Genomic DNA, 18767 nt, shown 5'->3' with positions numbered 1-18767 from the left:
CCCAGGCATGACCGACCCGCGCTCCGCACTGCGCCAGCAGCTGCGCCAACGCCGCCGTGATCTCCCCGCCGCCGTGCGCCTGGCCGCCGCTGACCATCTGGCCGATGCGCTGCTTGCACTGTCGTTCGCCCCGACCCAGGGCCATGTCGCCGGTTACTGGGCGATGGATGGCGAGATCGCGCTGCACCGTTGGCAGATGCAGGTGCCCGCCGGCGTGACCTATTGCCTGCCGGTCCTGCACGGGAAGACGCTGCGCTTCGCGCCGTGGCGCCCGGGGCAGGCCCTGACCACCAACCGCTTCGGCATTCCCGAGCCCGACCTTGCGCTGGACGACACCCTCGCGCCGGAGCAGATGGCGCTGGTCGTGGCGCCGCTGGTCGGTTTCGACGCGCAGGGCCGCCGGCTGGGCATGGGAGGCGGCTGGTATGATCGCAGCTTCGCATTCCGCCACCAGCGCCCGGCACCACCGTGGCTGGTCGGGGTCGGCTTCTCGGTCCAGCAGGTCGATGACCTGCCGGTCCAACCGTGGGACGTCGGGGTGGATGCGATCTGCACCGAAGCGACCACCCTTGTTCCCGTAGCGGCCGATGGCCGTTACCTACCGCGATAAATCCACGCATGACCGCACGCAAGCGCTACTGGCTGATGAAGTCCGAACCGGACGCCTTTTCCATCGATGATCTGCAGCGCGTGGGCCGTGAGCCCTGGAACGGCGTCCGCAACTACCAGGCGCGTAATTTCATGCGCGATGGCATGAAGGTCGGCGACGGGGTGATGTTCTACCACTCCAACACCAAGGTGCCGGGCATCGTCGGGCTGGCCACGGTGGCCAGCGAGGCCTACCCGGACGACACCCAGTTCGATCCCGGATCGGATTACTACGACCCCAAGGCGAGCCGCGAAGAACCGCGCTGGATGCTGGTGGACGTGGCTTTCGAGCGCAAACTGCGCGACACCATTTCGCTGGACGAGATCAAGCTGCACGCCGATGCGCTGGGCGAAGGGTTCCCGCTGACCGCCCGCGGCAACCGCCTCTCGATCCTCCCGGTGACCGCCGCGCAGTGGAAGCTGCTGCTGTCGCTGGAAAAGCACTGACCCACTTTCCTCAACGAGTTGCCCGCCATGTCCGAAGCCAAGCGCCTGGCCGCTGAAAAAGCCATCGAATACGTCGAAGACGGCATGATCGTCGGCGTCGGTACCGGCTCCACCGTCGCCTACTTCATCGACGCCCTGGCCAGGATCCAGCACCGCATCAAGGGCGCCGTCTCCAGCTCGGACCAGAGCACCGCGCGCCTGAAGCAGCACGGCATCGAGGTGCTCGAGCTCAACCACACCGGCAATCTCTCGCTGTATGTGGACGGCGCCGACGAATGCGACGGCAACAAGAACCTGATCAAGGGCGGCGGTGCCGCGCTGACCCGCGAGAAGATCATCGCCGAGGCCAGCGACCGCTTCGTGTGCATCATCGACCCGAGCAAGCAGGTCAAGGTGCTGGGCAGGTTCCCGCTGCCGGTGGAAGTGATCCCGATGGCACGCAGCCTGGTCGCCCGCCGCATCATGGACATGACCGGCGGCCAGCCGGCCTGGCGTGAGGGCGTGGTCACCGACAACGGCAACGTGATCCTGGACATCCACCACCTGGAGATCACCGATCCGGTCAAGCTGGAGCGCGAGCTCAACCAGCTGCCGGGCGTGGTCAGCGTCGGCCTGTTCGCACGCCGCCCGGCCGATGTGGTGATCATCGGCGGTGAACCGCCGATCGTGATCTGACCCCCGTGGCCGGCGCCCGCGCCGGCTGCCCCAACGAGGTACGCCCATGTCCCTGCTGCGCCTGCTGCCCCTGCTCCTGCTGTTCACCCTGGCCGGCTGTGCCAGCACCAACGCCCGTCACTGGGTGGAACTGGACGGCAACCGTTACCACGTTGAACTGGCCACCAACGACGATACCCGCGCCCGCGGGCTGATGTTCCGCGACCAGATGCCCGACGACCACGGCATGCTGTTCATCCACGAACGCGAGGAGCTGCAGGCGTACTGGATGAAGAACACCAAGATCCCCTTGGACATCCTCTACTTCGATGCCGAGCGCCGCCTGGTCAGCCAGCAGCGCGACGTACCGCCGTGCTCGGCCGGTGACCGTTGCCCGCCCTACCCCAGCAGCGACCCGGCCCGTTACGTGCTGGAACTCAACGCCGGGCAGGCCGAAAAGATGGCGCTCAAGGACGGTACCGAACTGAAGTTCGGGCCCGGCATCGCCGACGGTAAATAAAAGGGTCCTGATAAACGCGCTGCGCCCTTGAATCGCGGCGCGTTTGTCGCCAGTCTTGTCCCATGCAGGGGCAGATCACATTGCCGACGTGGGATTCGCTGGCCGAGCTGGATGACGAGGCGCTGCCGCTGTTGCCGACCGCGCTGCTGATCGCGCGGGACGAGTACCCGGACCTGGACCCCGCCGTCTATGACGCGGTCCTGCAGAGCCACGCCGACCACCTGCGCACCGAGATCGCCACGATCGACATGTGGCCGCTGAAGATCGCCGCGGTCAACCGCCACCTGTTCGACGAGCTGGGCTACAGCGGCGACCACGGCGAGTACTACGACCCGCGCAACAGCTATCTGAACCAGGTCTTCGAACGCCGCCTGGGCAACCCGATTTCGCTGGCGCTGGTGCAGATGGAAGTCTCGCGCCGGCTCGGCATCCCGCTGGACGGGGTCTCCTTCCCCGGGCATTTCCTGGTGCGCCTGCCGCTCAACGACGGCGTGCTGGTGATGGACCCGTTCAACGGGGGCCGCCCGCTCGGTGTGGAAGAACTGCGCGAACGCGCCCGCTCGCATCTTGGCGGTGAAGTGCCCGACGACGACGTGCTGGCGCAGATCCTGGACCCGGCCCCGGCGCGCGCGATCCTGATGCGGATGCTGCGCAACCTGCACGGTGTGTATGTGGAACGTGGCGAATGGGACCGCGCCGCGCGCAGTGCCGATCGCCTGCTGAAGCTCGCCCCGGAACAGGACGATGCCCTGCGTGATCGCGGCATGGCCTACCTGCAGCTGGACTACGAGGCCGGCGCGCGCAATGACCTGGGGCTGTATCTCAAGCGCAATGCCAAGGCCAGCGACGCGCAGTTCGTGCGCGAGAAGCTGGTCGGGCTGGGTGGCGCGGTGCCGCGCCTGCATTGAAGGGGCCGCCAGGCGATGCCCGGCGGTGCCTCAGGCGACTTCGACCATCTCGAAATCGTCCTTGGTCACGCCGCAGTCCGGGCATGTCCAGGTCTCGGGAATGTCTTCCCAGCGCGTGCCCGGGGCGATGCCCTCTTCCGGCAGCCCGTCTTCTTCCCGGTACAGGAAGCCGCAGACAACGCACATCCAGGTGCGGAAGGTGGTGGCGGTAGCGTCGGTCATCGGATAATCACGGCAGGACAAGAGCTGACAGCGCTCATTGTCCCACTCCCGTTGCGCTACCGGTAGCCATTGATGAATCACGCTTCAGCCCCCACGCCGCCCCGCGGCGTCTACCTCATCACCCCCGACGAGCCCGATACCGCACGATTGCTGGCGCGCACCGAGCCGCTGCTGGCGGCCGGGGCAACCTGGCTGCAGTACCGCAACAAGACCGCCGATGCCGCCCTGCGCCACGCCCAGGCCGCTGCGCTGCAGGGCCTGTGCCAGCAGTACGCGGTGCCGCTGATCATCAATGACGACGTGGCCCTGGCCCAGGCCGTCGGCGCGGCTGGTGTGCACCTGGGCGAGGACGATGGCGATATCGCCAGGGCGCGCGCCCTGCTCGGCCCGGATGCCCTCATCGGCGCGTCCTGCTATGACACGCTGGCACTGGCCGAGCGCGCGGCCGCCGCTGGCGCCAGCTATGTCGCCTTCGGGGCCTTCTTCCCCAGCACCAGCAAGGCCACCACCCGTCGCGCCCCGCCGGACCTGCTGCGGCAAAGCGCCGCACTGGGCGTGCCGCGGGTGGCGATCGGCGGGCTGAGCCCGGACAATGTGGCACCGCTCATCGCTGCCGGGGCCGATCTGGTCGCCGTCATCAGCAGCGTGTACGCCGCGCCCGACCCGGTCGCCACGCTGCACGCCTACCTCGCTTGCTTCCAGGATACGACCGCATGAACCACGACCAGTCCCACGCCCTGTTCACCCGCGCCCAGAAGCTGCTGCCGGGCGGCGTCAACTCGCCGGTACGCGCGTTCAAGTCGGTCGGCGGCGAGCCGTTCTTCGTGCAGCGCGCCGATGGCGCGTACCTGTACGACGCGGACGGCAACCGTTACATCGATTACGTCGGCTCCTGGGGCCCGATGATCGTCGGCCACAACCACACCGCGGTGCGCCAGGCGGTCAAGCAGGCGATCGGCAACGGCCTGTCGTTCGGTGCGCCGTGCGAAGCGGAAGTGATCATGGCCGAAACGCTGACCCGGCTGGTGCCGTCCTGCGAAATGGTGCGCATGGTCAACTCGGGCACCGAGGCCACGCTGTCGGCGATCCGGCTGGCGCGCGGTGCCACCGGCCGCAGCCGCATCGTCAAGTTCGAAGGCTGCTACCACGGCCACGGCGACTCGTTCCTGGTCAAGGCCGGCAGCGGCATGCTGACCTTGGGCGTACCGACCTCGCCGGGCGTGCCGGCCGGCCTGAGCGAGCTCACCCTGACCCTGCCCTACAACGATGTCGAAGCGGCCACCGCGCTGTTCGCCGAACAGGGCGAGCACATCGCCGGCCTGATCATCGAGCCGGTGGTCGGCAATGCCAACTGCATTCCGCCGCGCGAAGGCTACCTGCAGCACCTGCGCGAGCTGTGCACGCAGTACGGTACGGTGCTGATCTTCGACGAAGTGATGACCGGCTTCCGCGTCGCCCTCGGCGGCGCGCAGGCGCATTACGGCGTTACCCCGGACCTGACCACCTTCGGCAAGATCATCGGCGGCGGCATGCCGGTGGGGGCGTACGGCGGTCGCCGCGAACTGATGTCGCAGATCGCTCCGGCCGGTCCCATCTACCAGGCGGGCACGCTGAGCGGCAATCCGGTGGCGATGGCGGCCGGCCTGGCGATGCTGGAACTGGTGCAGGAACCGGGCTTCCATGATCGCCTGAGTGCTGCCGCTGCGCGCCTGTGTGCCGGTCTGGAAGCTGCCGCCGCCGAGGCCGGCGTTGCAGTGACCACCACCCAGGTCGGCGCCATGTTCGGCCTGTTCTTCACCGACCAGAAGGTGGAAACCTACGCCCAGGCGACCGCCTGCGACATCACCGCGTTCAACACCTTCTTCCACGCGATGCTGGAGCGCGGCGTGTTCCTGGCCCCCTCGGCGTACGAGGCCGGCTTCCTGTCCAGTGCCCACGACGACAGCATCATCGACGCGACGATCGCCGCCGCGCGCGAAGCCTTCGAGGTCGTGAAAGGCTGAAAAAAAAGGGGACGTGAAAAAAAGGGGACGGGGGTAATTAATAACTACCTCCGTCCCCGTTATTCAACCGAAGACGAAGCGGCCTTTCATCATCGCGAAATGACCGGGGAACGAGCAGAAGAACGTGTAGTCGCCTCCCTTGGTCAGCTTGGCGGTGGAGAAGGTGACGCTGGTGGTCTGCCCGCCGCCGATCACCGGGGTATGCGCCAGCACGCGGGCATCGCCCTTGGGCAGGTAGCTGTCGGCCAGGGTCACGCGCATGCCGGCCATCGCCACCGGCTGGTAATCCACCGCACGGGTCAGCACCCAGTTGTGGCCCATCGTGGTCGCAGCCAGCTTGCCCGTGTGGCGCAGGGTCAGCTTCACCTGGGTGCAGTCGGCCGCGACCTGGAGTTCCTTCTGGCTGAAGCTCATCTGGTCGGTGCTGTCGATGGCGATCGCGCAGACGCGCGCATGGGCGGCCGGGGCCAGCATCAGGCCGGCAAGCAACACGGGGGCAAGCAGTTTCACGGCGATCTCCATCAGGCAGTCCCGCGATTCTAGTGACCGCCCGTGCAGGCGACGTGCGACGCGATGTCGCAGTGCAGGCACCGGCTGGGTTACGGTCAGCCTTGGACCTGGACGAGACTCCCCCATGCCGCGCGTGATCGAGTGCCTGCTGCTGGATTTCGACGGCGTACTGGTGCGCTATGCGCGGCACCTGCGTGTACGCCATCTGGCCGCGAGCGTCGGCTGCAGCGCTGCGCAGGTACAGGCGGCATTGTTCGACAGTGGACTGGAACGCGCATACGACACCGGCATGGCGACCGATGCCTACCTGCAGCAACTGGGGGAAGCGCTGCATTCCCCGATCAGCGTTGCGCAGTGGCAGGCCGCGCGCATCGCCGCGTGCGCACCGGACGCGGGCGTGATCGAGCGCATCGAACGGATCGCACGGACGTTGCCGATCGGCATCCTGACCAACAACGGGGCATTGATGGCGCAGACGATTCCACAGCTGCTGCCGAGCCTCGCAGACGCCCTGCACGGCCGCATCCTGTGCAGCGGTGCGCTGGGTGGGCGCAAGCCGGACCCGGCGGTATTCACGCAGGCGGTGGCACTGCTGGGCGCACGTGCCGGGCGCACACTGTTCATCGATGACCTGTTCACCAACGTGCGCGGTGCGCGTCAGGCGGGATTGCAGGCGGAAACCGCCACCGACAGTCGCAGCATCGGCAAGGTGTTGAAGCGGTACGCCCTGACGTAGAGCCGACCGTTGGTCGGCTGCGCTCGCACAGAACAACAGCAGCCGACCAACGGTCGGCTCTACCGCCGTTGGTTACCGCGAGGCGATGAAGGATTGCACTGCCGCGCGCAGGCGCTTCAGGCCTTCGGCGATCTCTTCATCGGTGATGTTCAGCGACGGCACGAAGCGCAGCACGTCCGGGCCGGCCTGGAGGGTCAGCAGGCCGTGCTCGGCGGCGTGGTCGAGGATGGGGCCAGCCTGGCCGGCAAAGTCCTTGTCCAGCACCGCACCCAGCATCAGGCCGCGGCCGCGGACCTGGCTGAACACCTTGAACTCATCGTTGATCTTGCCCAGGCCATCGCGCAGCGCCTGCGACTGACGGCTGACGTTGCGCGCGATCTCCGGCGAGGACAACTTGCGCAGCGCCACGCGGGCGACGGCAGCGGCCAGCGGGTTGCCACCAAAGGTGGTGCCGTGGGCGCCGAACTGCATTACCTCGGCGACCTTCGGGCCGGCCAGCATCGCGCCGATCGGGAAGCCACCGCCCAGCGCCTTGGCCAGGGTGACGATGTCCGGTTTGATGTTGTCCTGCCAGTGTGCGAACAGGGTGCCGGTGCGGCCCATGCCGGCCTGGATCTCGTCCAGCACCACCAGCGCGTTGTGCTGGTCGCACAGCTCGCGCACGCGCTGCAGGAAGCCCGGCTTGGCCGGCATCACGCCGCCCTCGCCCTGGATCGGCTCGAGCATCACCGCGGCCACGTCGCCGGCGGCCATCGCGGTTTCCAGCTGGACCTCATCGTTGAAGTCGACATAGCGGAACCCACCGGGCAGCGGCTCGTAGCCTTCCTGGTACTTCGGCTGGGCGGTCGCGGTGACCGCGGCCAGGGTTCGGCCGTGGAAGCTGCCGCGGAAGGTCACGATCACGCGCTGGTGCGCCGGGCGGCCCAGCGAGGAGGCCCACTTGCGGACCAGCTTGATCGCCACTTCATTGGCTTCGGCGCCGGAGTTGCACAGGAACACCCGCTGAGCGAAGCGCGAGGCGGTGACCAGCTCCTCGGCCAGGCGCAGCGGCGGTTCGCTGTAGAACACGTTGCTGGTGTGCCAGAGCTTGTCGGCCTGCTCGATCAGCGCGGCCTTCAGGTCCGGATCGTTATGGCCCAGGCCGCACACGGCGATGCCGGCGGCCAGATCGATGAACTCGCGGCCCTGGTTGTCCCAGACGCGCGCGCCCTGGCCGCGCTCGAGCACCACCTGGCGCGGTTTGTAGACCGGCAGGTAGTAATGCGACAGGGACAACAGCGGATCGGTGGCAGCGGCGGTCATGGCAGTCAGGGGCTCGGGAAAGATCCCATTCTCGCGCTTTGGGCCGGTGGGGCACAATGCGGGCCATGCGACCGTTCACCGCCCCCCAGCTCAACCCCGCCACCGAGTCCGGCTGGCGCCGCCAGTGGTTCGACATCATCTACCGCCACGACACCCGGCCCTCGCGCAATTTCGACCTGCTGCTGGTCTACGCGATCATCGCCAGCGTGGTGGTGGTCATGTTCGACAGCGTGCAGCGCTTCCACGCGACCTATGCCGACTGGCTGTACGTGCTGGAATGGGGCTTCACGATCGTGTTCACCGCCGAGTACCTGCTGCGGCTGGTGGTGGTCAAACGCCCGCTGCGCTACGCATTCAGCATCTGGGGCATCATCGATCTGGCCTCGATCCTGCCGACCTACCTGTCGCTGTTCATCCCCGGCGCGCAGAGCCTGTTGGTGGTGCGCGCGCTGCGCATCCTGCGGGTGTTCCGGATCCTCAAGCTGACCCGTTACATCGAAGAAAGCGGCGTGTTGATGGAATCGCTGTGGCGCAGCCGCCGCAAGGTGCTGCTGTTCCTGTTCACGGTGATCACCATCACCATCATCGCCGGCACCATGATGTACGTGATCGAAGGCCCCAATCACGGCTTCACCAGCATCCCCAGCAGCATGTACTGGGCGGTGGTGACCATGGCCACGGTGGGCTTCGGCGACATCGTGCCGCAGACCGTGCTCGGCCGCTTCGTCACCTCGGTGCTGATCCTGATCGGCTACAGCATCATCGCGGTGCCGACCGGCATCTACACCGCCGAACTGGCCAACACCATGCGCGATGCCGAGCACGCCGCGCGCCGGGATGCGCGCGGCTGTCCGCACTGCGGGCTGGAAGGCCACGAACCGGATGCGGTGCACTGCCGCCATTGCGGCGACAAACTGCCACCGGTCTTCAACGTCTGATCATCATGGGGCGGGCCGCATGGCAACCCGCCCCACGCCCGCTCAGCGCGCGCCGCTGGACCGCGCCATGCGGTTGCTCATGTCAACCAGGTCGTTGTAGCTGACCAGCAAGGCTTCGGCCGAGCCCTGCGGGTTGTTGATCCGCCCACCGCTCTCCATCAGCATCTGCTCGCTGCGGGTATACGGCTTGCTGGATTCCACGCGCTCGATGCGCCGGCCGGCATCGCGGGCCAGCGCATCGGCGGCACGCTCCACGTGCCCCCACATCGCGTCGCCCTTACCGACCTTGTCATCCTGCGCCTGCTGCAGCAAGGCCTGGAACGCGGCGAGCCGGGTGCGTGCCACTGCCAGGTCCGGGGTCTCGGTGTTGAGCAGCTGGGTCAGCTGCTTGCCATCGCCGAGGATCCTGATCTGGTAGTAGGCCAGCGAGCGCCCTTCGGCGGCTTCGATCTGCGCAAGCTGTTCGGCGCGACGTTCGTCCTCGCGCTTTTCCAATGCGGCATCGAGCGCGGTGCCGGCGTCGAAGAAGGCCATGTAGGCCTTCATCAACGGCGCGTGCTGGGCACGCATCCCGGCATGGTCATCGCGCAGATAGTCCTCGCGGCTGTAGTACCGGTCAGCCTGCTCGATCAAGGCATACAGGTCGACGAAGGTCTTCTGGTAGTCGCGCGCCGCCGGATCCAGTTCGGGCTGCGCCGGCGTCATCGCCAGCGCGGCCACCATCGGCGCGTTGCACGCATCCACGCGATGCGAGAGCACCGTCCCCGGCCCACGCACGTGCTTCTCGCTGCCGGTCGGGCCAGCCTCCGGATCCTGCATCCAGCCGATGTACTGCTGGAAACCTTCGTGGATCGGCTGTTCAACGGCGTTGAAGCAGGCGATGTAGGCGTTCACCTTTTCCACGCCCTGGGTGTCGGCGATGCTGCCCGGCCCCTTGCTGCAGGCGCCGAGCAGGCTGATCAGTGCGATGGCGGCGGCAAGCGGCGCGGTCCTTGTGCGGGATGACATGCGTGTGTCCGTGCAAATGGGGCACGCACCATAGCAGCCGGGTCTGTGCAGCGTTTGTCATCGCAGACACACGGCGTGCACCCGGCGCGCGTCAATCCAGGAAAAGATCCGGCAGCAACGGGCGCGACGGATCGACGGCATAGCCGCTCAGATCGGTGATGCCGGCCTGCGCCAGCACCTCGTCGTCAAGCAGGAACTGACCGCTGAAGCCAGCGGCCTCCCGGGTCAGCACCGCGTGCGCGGCATCGGCCAGGATCTGCGGCGTGCGGCAGCCGGCGGGATCAACGCCGGGAATCATGTTGATCGCGTCGGTAGCGATGATGGTGCGCGGCCACAGCGCATTGACTGCTACGCCCTGCGGGCCGAACTCGGCGGCCAGGCCGAGCGTGACGAAGCTCATGCCCATCTTCGCCAGCGTGTAGCCGGTGTGCGGACCCCACCACTTCGGGTCCAGGCTCGGCGGCGGCGCGAGGGTCAGGATGTGCGGGTTGGGCGCCTGCAGCAGGTGCGGCAGGCAGGCCTGCGCGCACAGGAAACTGCCGCGCGAATTGACCTGCTGCATCAAGTCGAAGCGCTTCATCGGCGTATCCAGTGTGCCGCGCAGCCAGATCGCGCTGGCGTTGTTGATGAGGATGTCGATGCCACCGAACGTATCGACCGTGGCGGCCACCGCCGCGCGCACCTGGTCCTCTTCGCGGATGTCGCACTTCAGCGCGAGGCCCTGGCCACCGGCGGCGGTCACCGCTTCAGCGGCGCCGTGGATGGTGCCGGGCAGCTTCGGGTTGGGCACCGACGACTTCGCGGCGATGGCCACGTTGGCGCCGTCGCGCGCCGCGCGCAGTGCGATGGCCAGGCCGATGCCACGCGAGGCACCGGTGATGAAAAGGGTTTTGCCCTGCAGACTGCCCACGTTCCACACTCCAGCGTATGCCATGAGCCGCTAGTATGCCGCGCCGACGCGGAGTTCACCGCGCGTTGACGATACTGGCGCCCCGGTCACACGCACGAGGTATACGCCATGCGCCGTTCCCGTCTGCTGCTGCCTGCTCTGGGCCTGGCCCTGCTCACCGCCTGCCAGGGCCGTGCGCCGGAACCCCGCACCGAACCCGCCACGGGCGATGCGCCTGCCGCCAACAAGGCGGCCGATGGTTCACTGCGCTGGAGCGAGTCGGTGGTCTGGGATGGCGACCTCAACGCGTGCCGCCAGGGCGAGAACAACGCCACGCGCGCGTGCCTGGCTGAAACGATGAAGTCCACCGGCGCCAGCGCCGATGCCGTCGCCGCTGCCGAGCAGCTGTCCACCGGCGGCGAGCTGGCCTACGTGACGGCCTGGCATGAACACGATGGCCTGGGCGTGGCCACGGTGGAATACCCGTTCCGCGCCAACACCAACGAAGGCACGCGCCTGGTGGATGCCGCTGGCAAGCGCATCGATGTCGACGCGGTGCAGCTGGACGACACCCTGCGTGCCGACCCGGACGTGCAGGCGGTGCTGGCCGCGCATCCGCAGGCCACCCCGTTCGCACCCGCACAGGCGGCCGGTACCGCACCGCTTGATGGGGGCGGCATCCGCCTGCTGTACCGCACGCCGCTGCGCGACTGCCATGCCTGCCCGGATGTCGGCCAGCTGCAGATCGGCTATGACTTCGATGGCAAGCGCAATTTCATCGGCCAGCAGGTGGTGCCGGCGGCGCCGTAGTGCAGGAACGTTGCGTGCCCGCCGGGCATGGCCCGGGCGGTGCGCAAGACGCGGCACCTGCAGTAGAGTCGAGCTTGCTCGACTGCTCCTGGTGACTCAGTCGAGCAAGCTCGACTCTACTCCTGGTACATAACGTCGAGGGCATCACCGCAGGCAAGACGCTGCACTTGGTCCAGCGTGTCCACGGCCATGACCGAGTACGTTACTTCCACACCGGAGTGCAGGCGTCCCTCAGCAGTGTGCTCGTCAGTCTCCACTGATATCAGCTTGCGGATTCCGGCGAACCGGTAGAGGGATGGCTTGCCGTCGTCCCCCATCAGGCGGCCGCTCAGATCCTCGTACTCGGAGGCCAGAGCCGTTGCATCCGCCAGCGCCTGCTCGTCGCTGTCCGCGCGGATCAGGTAGACGTTCTCATGTACCAGGAACGATTCCTGCCCCTCGCATTCGTAGTAGAAGGTGGCGTGCGCGCAGTGCCACATGGATCACCCCGATCAATTGCCTGGTGCTGAAATCAACGCGTGCGGGCCACAACTGCTTCGACGCGAAGGCGGCTTTCAATGACGGACCTCACATACGATGCCCGCATGGTGCTGGAAGCCGCACAACTGGCGAGCACGGTCATAGCCTCTGCCCGCATCTCCTGCCCTCCGGTGAACGCGAACACGGAGAACGCGGGCTCGATATAGCGGGATCATGCTGCGCGAATTCCATTTGATCTTCGATGCTGAGCAGGGTCGCGTAGTCAGCCCACTCGATGTAGCGCTTCCAGAAGGCAGTCGCACTCCACGGCCCGCAGGTTTCTTCAACCGACTGCAAAAGTTCGCGGAGCTGCCCAGCGCAGGCATCGAAAAGATCGGCGCGCAGATCCGTGGCTGCGACATTCCCTGGATCAAGGGTCTGCCAACAGAACACCATGGCGTCAGCGATACGCGCCTCGTCATGACTATCGGCGAGCAGGCACCTGTACATCGCCAGCGTCGCAGCCACATCCGTTGATTCCACATGAACCTCCATGGCGCCTCCTGAAATCAATGCCGGAAGGAGTCGAGCATGCTCAACGCTACGAAAAAGATCTCGTATCCGATGCCACCGCCATCTACATCGAGTGCCTTCCCGAGTACACAAGACGATCAGTCGGCTTCTTGTTAGCCGAAATCAAAAAGGCATCAAGATAGTCCGGCACATACCAATCATCCCAAGGCGCAAGACCGTAGAAGGCATTTACAAACTCTTCCACAATACCCGAGCCTCGAACTTTGGCGCCGATGAATCCGCTCTTGCGCAGCGTCTCATATGGAGCCGCTTCGACCACGCCACCAGTGTCACCAACATCGATCACCTTCCAACGACCTGAATCCAGCAGGTCGCGGGTTACAAAAAGTGCCGAAAACAAGCCATCCAATCCCAGCGAAGGAATATTTCCATCGGCCCAGGCACCCTTGAAATCAAACAGCGCAATCACCGCACTATTCAGAACGTGCGCCTCACGCCCGATCACCTGGCCAACACACGAATCACCATCCTCAAGCGGAAGTAGAAATACGCTTCCGATGTCCCATTTCTGCTTTGAACGCACAGGCATCACTTGCCCCTCCTAATTCGTGTCCCAAGAGCAGGCGGCTGCCTACCACCTGCGATCTGGTAGCGAGTTTGTCGCATTTCATGACGTTTGTTGACCAACCCTCCCCCTTCCTTTCGCAGACCGCCATGCGCGCGAATCTGAGTCTCCTCTGCCACCTGCAAACTGGCGCCTGAAGATGCTCGATCAACGACATCGTAGTCGTGTTGAACTCCAAGACTCTTGTCGTGCTCCTTTTGTCGACCGACGAACAGCTCCGATGGCATCGCCGCGGGCAAGACGCCGCACTTGGTCCAGCGTGTCCACGGCCATGACCGAGTAGGTGACCTCAACGCCCGAGGGCAACCCGCCGTCTGCGGCGTCATGATCTGCTGCGACGGATATCAGCTTGCGGATTCCGGCGAACCGGTAGAGGGATGCTTGCCGTCTTCCCCCATCAGGCGGCCGCTCAGATCCTCGTATCCGGCGGCCAGGGCCGTTGCCTCCGTCAGCGCCTGCTCGTCGCTGTCCGCGCGGATCAGGTAGACGTTTTCATGCAACAGGAACGATTCTTGGCCCTCGCTTCCGTAGTAGAAGATGGCGTGCGCGCAGTACCACATGGATCACCCCTATTTTTTCCCTGGCGCAGGAATTACTGCGTCGGGGCCGCGAACGACTCACCGCGAAGGCAACTTTCGATGACGCACCTCACATACGATACCCGCATGGTCCTGGAAGCCGCACAACGGGCGAGTGCTTTCATTACGGTTTCGAGTAACCACTACAGCCTGAGACATTGCAGATCTATATGCAGCATGCGTAGTTTCCGAAACGCAATCCATTGCGCTACGCCTACAAAAGGTGGATACATATCAACGCGCACAACCCCACGGCACAAATGCGGGAGTGAGGCTCGATCAGAATCAGCAGCACCCTTCGCGGCATGACTTACTCCAAATCGGCCAGGCCACCTCGTAACGGGCTTGCCTGGTCTACCAAGGCCCTTGGCATCATCAAATGCAAGATGCCCGAACACCCCCTTTAACATGCACCGTCGTTCTTATCGATTTGCTGGCAGGAACCGGCACTGCCAAAGCAGCTTCAAGAGAATATCTAAGGCAATATCCTAGCATTCTGAATTACGCCAAGACGCTCGACATCCAAAGGATCCACCTTCCCTCCAGATAAATAAAATTTACCCCGGACGAGAACTCGCCCAGCACCATCTCTTTGAGGAACACTAGCGGCAAAATCCTCGCCATAAATCACCATGGAAGAAACGGATTCACCATCTTCCATGGCCTCCCTCGTTGGAAAAACAAGGGTAGCCCCACTGGCAACGCGAACCCAAGCCATGAACTCCACATCCCGGCCATCAAACACCTCGGGGTGTGACATTACGTAAATATAGGAAACAGAGCATATTCTTTCAGAACTTGAGTTTCCGCGATACTTGCAGACGTCAAAACGAGGTGGAGCTGCACACCCAAAAAATGTCAAAAAAACAAAACAAATCAGGATCAAGCGACTCACCTTCATCATGGCACCTCAAAAAAATATTGTTCCGCTGAAATGTATGAGCTCGATTTCCCGCCCCCATCGTCAACCATTCTTCGAAAATCAAAACCTATAACACACCGGCATCGTTGCTTGTTGTGACGGTGGATGGCTTGCCATCCTTTGTGTACGTCCAGGTCTGATTGCCATTCCTGTCAGGGAAGCTCAGCGTAGACAGCCTGTTTCGTGCGTCGTAACTGCGAACGATTTTGCGCCGCCACGGGCAGCATGTAGATCCGCCCATACGTGTTATGGGTATGCACGACCGTGGCCACTTCCAGCACGTCGCCCTGCCGCTGCAGGGCCAGTTGCACACGCAGGTGGCGGTCGTTGTCTTCCAGCACGATGGCATCGTCGTCCAGCGACTGCAGGGTGAAGATGCCCAGCCATTGGCCTGGTCGCGGTGCTGCGGCTTCCTGCACCGCGCGCAACGAACCCAGGTCCTTCATGCCGAGCAGGCGCATGCCGCGGTTGCGCAGCGCCATCAGGCCGTCGAACCAGCCGGGGATGGTCGCCGCCATGTCCCGGTAGGCCTGCAGCGCGCTGCGGCCGTTGCGCCGGGTGCTGGCCTGGCAGGCATGCACGAAGCCGGCACCGGGCAACTGCGCGCGCAGCACGCTGGCCGCGCTTGGCGGCGCGATCACTACCCGCGCTGCCGTCACGGCTTCGGCCCCTGCCCTTCGTTGTCTTCCCAGTGCAGGATCTTCCGGGTGACAAAGCGGTAGACCGGCTTGCCGGTGCGGAACCACAGATCGCGCACCCACGAGGTGCGCTTGAGCAGCCGCTTCTCCACCGGCGTCAGGTACTGCCGGCAGTACATGCGCTTGTGCTTGAGCAGATGGCGCAGGTCTTCGCGGGCCAGCAAGCGCATCCAGCGCGAGCGCGGGTTGCCGATCACCGCCAGCTGGAAATCGATCAGCGCCGGCGAACCGTCTTCGCGTACCAGCCAGTTGGCTTCCTTGGCCAGGTCGTTGTGCGCGATGCCATGGCGGTGCACCTGCTGCAGCAATCGGCGGGCGGCACGGAAGTACGCCAGGTCGCCCTGCGGCGGACGCTGGTACATGGCATCACCGGCCATGAAGCTGCGGTCCAGCCAGCGCCCGTTCCAGTCCAGCAGGCGCGGGGTGTCGGGCATGCCATCCAGATGCGCCAGCGCGCGTGCCTCGCGCCGCGCCAACCACCATGCGGGCAGGCGCAGCCACCAGGGGGTGGCCTCCAGATCACGGCGCACGAAGCGCTGGCCGTCCCGCTCCATCAGCAGGATGCGGCCGAAACTGTCGGCTTTGAGGGCGGTCGGGGCGGCGTCGGCAGGGCGTGTCATGCCGCCATTCTAGGCGGCTGATCGCGTTCATTCACTGCAGATGCCGCACATTGCCGGCGTCTGGCCGGCAGTCAGTCACTTTGCCCCCCCTATAATCCCCCGATGGACTCGTCATGGATCGATGCCACGCTTGCGTGGATCTCAGCTCACCCCGTGCTTGCCGGCGCGGTCATCTTCCTCATCGCCTTCTGCGATGCGGTCATCGTGCTGGGCGCGATCGTGCCCGCGTTGCCGCTGCTGTTCGCCGTCGGTGTGTTCATTGGCCTGGGCCAGATCTCCGGGCCGTACGCCGTGGCATGCGCAGCCCTGGGCGCGTTTGCCGGTGACGGCATCAGCTACTGGGTTGGCCGGCGCTGGGGCGATCGCCTGCGCGGCTTCTGGCCGTTCAGCAAGTACCCGCAACTGCTTGATCGCGGCGAGACGATGTTCCGCCGCAATGCGTTCAAGAGCATCCTGGTGGCGCGCTATGTCGGCGCGATCCGTCCGTTCGTGCCGGCCATCGCCGGCATGATGAAGATGCCGCTGTCGCGCTATATCCAGGCCAGCTGCATCGCCAGTCTGTCCTGGGCGGTGCTGTTCCTGGCGCCCGGCTGGGTGCTTGGCGAGGCCTACGACGCGGTTGCCGCGGTTGCCGGGCGGCTGGTGATGGTGCTGGGCCTGCTCGGTGTGATCATGGGCCTGGTCTGGGCGATCGTGCTGTACGGCTACCGCTGGTCGGCCTCGCGCATGGACAGTTGGCTGGCCACGTTGCTGAACTGGTCGCAGCGCCACCCGACCCTGGGCCGCTACTCGGTGGCGGTGTTCGACCCGCAGCGGCGTGAGTCGGTCCCGCTGGCGATGCTGGCGGTGATGCTGCTGCTGCTCGGCTGGGGCTGGTTCGCCCTGCTGATGGCGGTGGTCGCCCATGGCAAACCGCTGAGCATCGATCTGGCCGTGCATCACGCCATGCTGGCCCTGCGCAATCCGCTGGCCGATTACCCGATGGCGGCGCTGGCCTCGCTGGGCGCGTGGCAGGTCCTGTTGCCGGCGACGGCGGCGGGCATGGGCTATCTGGTCTGGCGTCGGCGCTGGATGGCCGCCGGCCACTGGCTGGCTGCGCTGGCCTTCGGCCTGGCCCTGTGCAAGCTGCTCGGCGCGACGGTGGACGTGGTCCGCCCGCCGGATGCGAGCAGCGGCTTCGGCTTCCCGTCGGTGTCGGTGACGATGGCCACGATCACCTTCGGCTTCTTCGCCGTGTTGATCGCGCGCGAACTGCCCGGGCGCACCCGCGTGTGGCCTTACCTGCTGTCGGGCATCATCGTCAGCCTGATCGGCTTCGCCCGCATCTACCTTGGCGCGCATTGGCTGAGCGATGTGATCGGCGGCATGCTGTTCGGCCTGTTCTGGCTGCTGGTGCTGGGCATCGCCTACCGCCGCCGCTTCAACCGCTCGTTCTGGGTCAAGCCGGTGGCGTGGCTGTTCTACGGCACCTTCGCGGTGGCCGCGCTCTGGTACGCGCCGCGCAACATTCCGATCAAACTGGCGCGTTTCGAACCGGCGCAACCGACCCCGGCGCCGCTGGATGCGCAGGCGTGGTGGTCGACCGAGTGGCAGCACCTGCCCTCGCGCCGCAATGAATTCGATGACGATCAGCGCTGGCCGCTGGACGTGCAGGTGGCGGGACCGCTGGCACCGCTGCAGCGCCGTCTGGAAAGCCAGGGCTGGCGCGTGCAGCCGCAGGCGGGCTGGGAGCAGGCGCTGCTGATGCTCGACAAATCCGGCGACAAGGACACCGTGCCGGTGCTGCCGGCCACGCTGGACACCCAGGTCGAATCGCTGCTGATGCTGCGTGCGGGCAATGCACCCAACGAGATCTTCGCGCTGCGCCTGTGGCCGGCCCCGGCCCGGCTGTCGGCACCCGTGGATGAGCCGTTGTGGCTGGGCAGCGCACAGACCCTGCACTACCAGCAGCACTTCGGCCTGATCGGCATGTGGCGGCCGATGCGTGGCATCGACCCGTCGCTCAATGCGGTGCGCCAGGCACTGGATGGCCTGCCGCAGCAGGTCGACACGCATCCGGATACGCAGATGCCGGTGCTGCGCGTGCGCATGCCCGCCGCGGAATGAGATAGCGCCGGGGATGCCCCGGCCGTTGGGGCAGCGAAGCGACGCCCCGCGTTACGGCATCCAGTCCAGCAATGCCTGCATCCGCTGGTGCGGGTCATCCTGCTGCAACAGGTGCAGCCGCTGCGCGTCCTGCAGCGGCAGCAGTTCGGCCAGGCGCCAGCCGACCCAGCTGGCCTGCTCCATCTGCGCCGGACTGACCGGGGCGAAGGCCGCACCGGCCTGCTCGATGATGTGCTCCAGCACAGTCGCCATCAGCGCGTGTTCGGGTTGCAGCTCATCGTCGCTGTCGGCCGCACACCAAGTAACATCGGCGATGATCAGGCCGTTGTCGCGTACGCGCGTGCGATCCACGTGGAAGCGGCGCTGGCCACGCAGGCGCAGCACCAGCACGCCATCGGCGCCCACGTCGAAATCCTCGATGCGCGCTTCGACCCCATAAGCGGCCGGCCGTGCGGGTGCCCCGACCTCCTCCCCGTCCAGGATCAGGCAGACACCAAACGCGGTGCCCGCACGGCTGCATTCGCGCAGCATGTCCAGATAGCGGCGCTCGAACACCCGCAGGCCCAGCGCAGCGCCCGGCAGCAGCACCGTGTGCAGCGGAAACAGGGGCAGTGACGCGGTATCCATCAT

General features: G+C 65.7%; 24 protein-coding genes. 12 read left to right on the top strand and 12 right to left on the bottom strand.

All coding sequences use genetic code 11. The features are described 5' to 3' along the window. Positions 1-7 precede the first annotated feature (7 nt). From AC07WC_RS15070 to AC07WC_RS15050, 5 genes are all read left to right on the top strand, one after another. Positions 8-610 carry a 5-formyltetrahydrofolate cyclo-ligase gene (locus tag AC07WC_RS15070; protein WP_495210723.1) on the top strand — a complete coding sequence of 201 codons (603 nt, stop codon included), beginning with the start codon at positions 8-10 and terminating at the stop codon, positions 608-610. Positions 611-618: 8 nt separating this feature from the next. Next, positions 619-1095, top strand: a complete 477-nt coding sequence (locus AC07WC_RS15065) for an EVE domain-containing protein (RefSeq protein WP_293984626.1) — start codon at positions 619-621, stop codon at positions 1093-1095. A gap of 27 nt (positions 1096-1122) precedes the next feature. Next, positions 1123-1770 carry a ribose-5-phosphate isomerase RpiA gene (gene rpiA / locus AC07WC_RS15060; RefSeq protein ID WP_088432664.1) on the top strand — a complete coding sequence of 216 codons (648 nt, stop codon included), beginning with the start codon at positions 1123-1125 and terminating at the stop codon, positions 1768-1770. Positions 1771-1816: 46 nt separating this feature from the next. Then, complete coding sequence (locus AC07WC_RS15055; protein WP_088432663.1) at positions 1817-2269, top strand: DUF192 domain-containing protein; 453 nt, start codon at positions 1817-1819, stop codon at positions 2267-2269. A gap of 62 nt (positions 2270-2331) precedes the next feature. Beyond that, positions 2332-3177 (top strand): SirB1 family protein, encoded by an 846-nt coding sequence (locus tag AC07WC_RS15050; protein ID WP_088432662.1) that lies wholly within the window; start codon positions 2332-2334, stop codon positions 3175-3177. 30 nt (positions 3178-3207) lie between these two features. On the opposite strand, the gene AC07WC_RS15045 is transcribed toward AC07WC_RS15050, so the two are convergent. Continuing rightward, positions 3208-3399, bottom strand: a complete 192-nt coding sequence (locus AC07WC_RS15045; protein ID WP_495210722.1) for a rubredoxin — start codon at positions 3397-3399, stop codon at positions 3208-3210. Positions 3400-3471: 72 nt separating this feature from the next. Here AC07WC_RS15045 and thiE point away from each other — a divergent pair, with 72 nt between their 5' ends. Both thiE and hemL read left to right on the top strand, forming a co-directional pair. Further along, on the top strand, positions 3472-4116 hold the full coding sequence (gene thiE / locus AC07WC_RS15040) for a thiamine phosphate synthase (protein WP_495210721.1): 645 nt from the start codon (positions 3472-3474) through the stop codon (positions 4114-4116). Next, positions 4113-5402: a glutamate-1-semialdehyde 2,1-aminomutase gene (hemL, locus tag AC07WC_RS15035; protein WP_495210720.1), complete on the top strand. Its 1290-nt coding sequence runs from the start codon at positions 4113-4115 to the stop codon at positions 5400-5402. Before thiE ends, hemL begins: the two co-directional genes overlap by 4 nt. A 63-nt stretch (positions 5403-5465) precedes the next feature. Here the strand turns inward: hemL and azu are convergent, their stop codons facing one another. Next, positions 5466-5924, bottom strand: a complete 459-nt coding sequence (gene azu / locus AC07WC_RS15030) for an azurin (protein ID WP_495210719.1) — start codon at positions 5922-5924, stop codon at positions 5466-5468. A 112-nt stretch (positions 5925-6036) separates the two neighbouring features. On the opposite strand from azu, the gene AC07WC_RS15025 reads away from it, so the two are divergent. Then, the gene (locus tag AC07WC_RS15025) at positions 6037-6648 is read left to right on the top strand and encodes an HAD-IA family hydrolase (protein WP_495210718.1); all 612 of its coding nucleotides are present in this window, start codon (positions 6037-6039) and stop codon (positions 6646-6648) included. A gap of 72 nt (positions 6649-6720) precedes the next feature. Here AC07WC_RS15025 and AC07WC_RS15020 read toward each other — a convergent pair whose 3' ends face one another. Further along, on the bottom strand, positions 6721-7950 hold the full coding sequence (locus AC07WC_RS15020) for an acetylornithine transaminase (protein ID WP_495210717.1): 1230 nt from the start codon (positions 7948-7950) through the stop codon (positions 6721-6723). A 65-nt stretch (positions 7951-8015) separates the two neighbouring features. Here AC07WC_RS15020 and AC07WC_RS15015 point away from each other — a divergent pair, with 65 nt between their 5' ends. Beyond that, positions 8016-8888 carry an ion transporter gene (locus AC07WC_RS15015; protein WP_495210716.1) on the top strand — a complete coding sequence of 291 codons (873 nt, stop codon included), beginning with the start codon at positions 8016-8018 and terminating at the stop codon, positions 8886-8888. A 42-nt stretch (positions 8889-8930) separates the two neighbouring features. On the opposite strand, the gene AC07WC_RS15010 is transcribed toward AC07WC_RS15015, so the two are convergent. Next, positions 8931-9896 carry a YiiG family protein gene (locus tag AC07WC_RS15010; RefSeq protein ID WP_495210715.1) on the bottom strand — a complete coding sequence of 322 codons (966 nt, stop codon included), beginning with the start codon at positions 9894-9896 and terminating at the stop codon, positions 8931-8933. Between the two features lie 91 nt (positions 9897-9987). Continuing rightward, on the bottom strand, positions 9988-10830 hold the full coding sequence (locus tag AC07WC_RS15005; RefSeq protein WP_495210714.1) for an SDR family oxidoreductase: 843 nt from the start codon (positions 10828-10830) through the stop codon (positions 9988-9990). An 84-nt stretch (positions 10831-10914) separates the two neighbouring features. Between AC07WC_RS15005 and AC07WC_RS15000 the strand changes: the two genes are divergently transcribed. Continuing rightward, positions 10915-11595, top strand: a complete 681-nt coding sequence (locus tag AC07WC_RS15000; protein WP_495210713.1) for a hypothetical protein — start codon at positions 10915-10917, stop codon at positions 11593-11595. A gap of 116 nt (positions 11596-11711) precedes the next feature. On the opposite strand, the gene AC07WC_RS14995 is transcribed toward AC07WC_RS15000, so the two are convergent. Next, positions 11712-12074 (bottom strand): DUF4288 domain-containing protein, encoded by a 363-nt coding sequence (locus tag AC07WC_RS14995; RefSeq protein ID WP_495210712.1) that lies wholly within the window; start codon positions 12072-12074, stop codon positions 11712-11714. Positions 12075-12288: 214 nt separating this feature from the next. On the opposite strand from AC07WC_RS14995, the gene AC07WC_RS14990 reads away from it, so the two are divergent. Then, positions 12289-12591, top strand: coding sequence for a hypothetical protein (locus AC07WC_RS14990; protein ID WP_495210711.1), 303 nt, complete (start codon positions 12289-12291; stop codon positions 12589-12591). A 100-nt stretch (positions 12592-12691) separates the two neighbouring features. Here the strand turns inward: AC07WC_RS14990 and AC07WC_RS14985 are convergent, their stop codons facing one another. The 5 genes from AC07WC_RS14985 to AC07WC_RS14965 all read right to left on the bottom strand — a co-directional run bounded on the left by AC07WC_RS14985 (position 12692) and on the right by AC07WC_RS14965 (position 16031). Beyond that, complete coding sequence (locus AC07WC_RS14985) at positions 12692-13180, bottom strand: hypothetical protein (RefSeq protein ID WP_495210710.1); 489 nt, start codon at positions 13178-13180, stop codon at positions 12692-12694. Positions 13181-13557: 377 nt separating this feature from the next. Beyond that, positions 13558-13773, bottom strand: a complete 216-nt coding sequence (locus tag AC07WC_RS14980) for a DUF4288 domain-containing protein (RefSeq protein WP_495210709.1) — start codon at positions 13771-13773, stop codon at positions 13558-13560. 493 nt (positions 13774-14266) lie between these two features. Continuing rightward, positions 14267-14692 (bottom strand): hypothetical protein, encoded by a 426-nt coding sequence (locus AC07WC_RS14975; protein ID WP_495210708.1) that lies wholly within the window; start codon positions 14690-14692, stop codon positions 14267-14269. Between the two features lie 173 nt (positions 14693-14865). Further along, positions 14866-15354, bottom strand: a complete 489-nt coding sequence (locus tag AC07WC_RS14970) for a DUF2867 domain-containing protein (protein ID WP_495210707.1) — start codon at positions 15352-15354, stop codon at positions 14866-14868. Positions 15355-15368: 14 nt separating this feature from the next. Further along, positions 15369-16031, bottom strand: coding sequence for a protein kinase family protein (locus tag AC07WC_RS14965; protein ID WP_495210706.1), 663 nt, complete (start codon positions 16029-16031; stop codon positions 15369-15371). Between the two features lie 102 nt (positions 16032-16133). Between AC07WC_RS14965 and AC07WC_RS14960 the strand changes: the two genes are divergently transcribed. Continuing rightward, positions 16134-18137 carry a bifunctional DedA family/phosphatase PAP2 family protein gene (locus tag AC07WC_RS14960; RefSeq protein ID WP_495210705.1) on the top strand — a complete coding sequence of 668 codons (2004 nt, stop codon included), beginning with the start codon at positions 16134-16136 and terminating at the stop codon, positions 18135-18137. A 51-nt stretch (positions 18138-18188) separates the two neighbouring features. On the opposite strand, the gene AC07WC_RS14955 is transcribed toward AC07WC_RS14960, so the two are convergent. After that, on the bottom strand, positions 18189-18767 hold the full coding sequence (locus AC07WC_RS14955; RefSeq protein WP_495210704.1) for an LON peptidase substrate-binding domain-containing protein: 579 nt from the start codon (positions 18765-18767) through the stop codon (positions 18189-18191).

It is taken from the genome of Stenotrophomonas sp. GW821-FHT01H02A, from assembly GCF_059422145.1.
The sequence above is the reverse complement of the archived record's forward strand: the minus strand, read 5'-3'. Positions and strand labels throughout refer to the sequence as shown.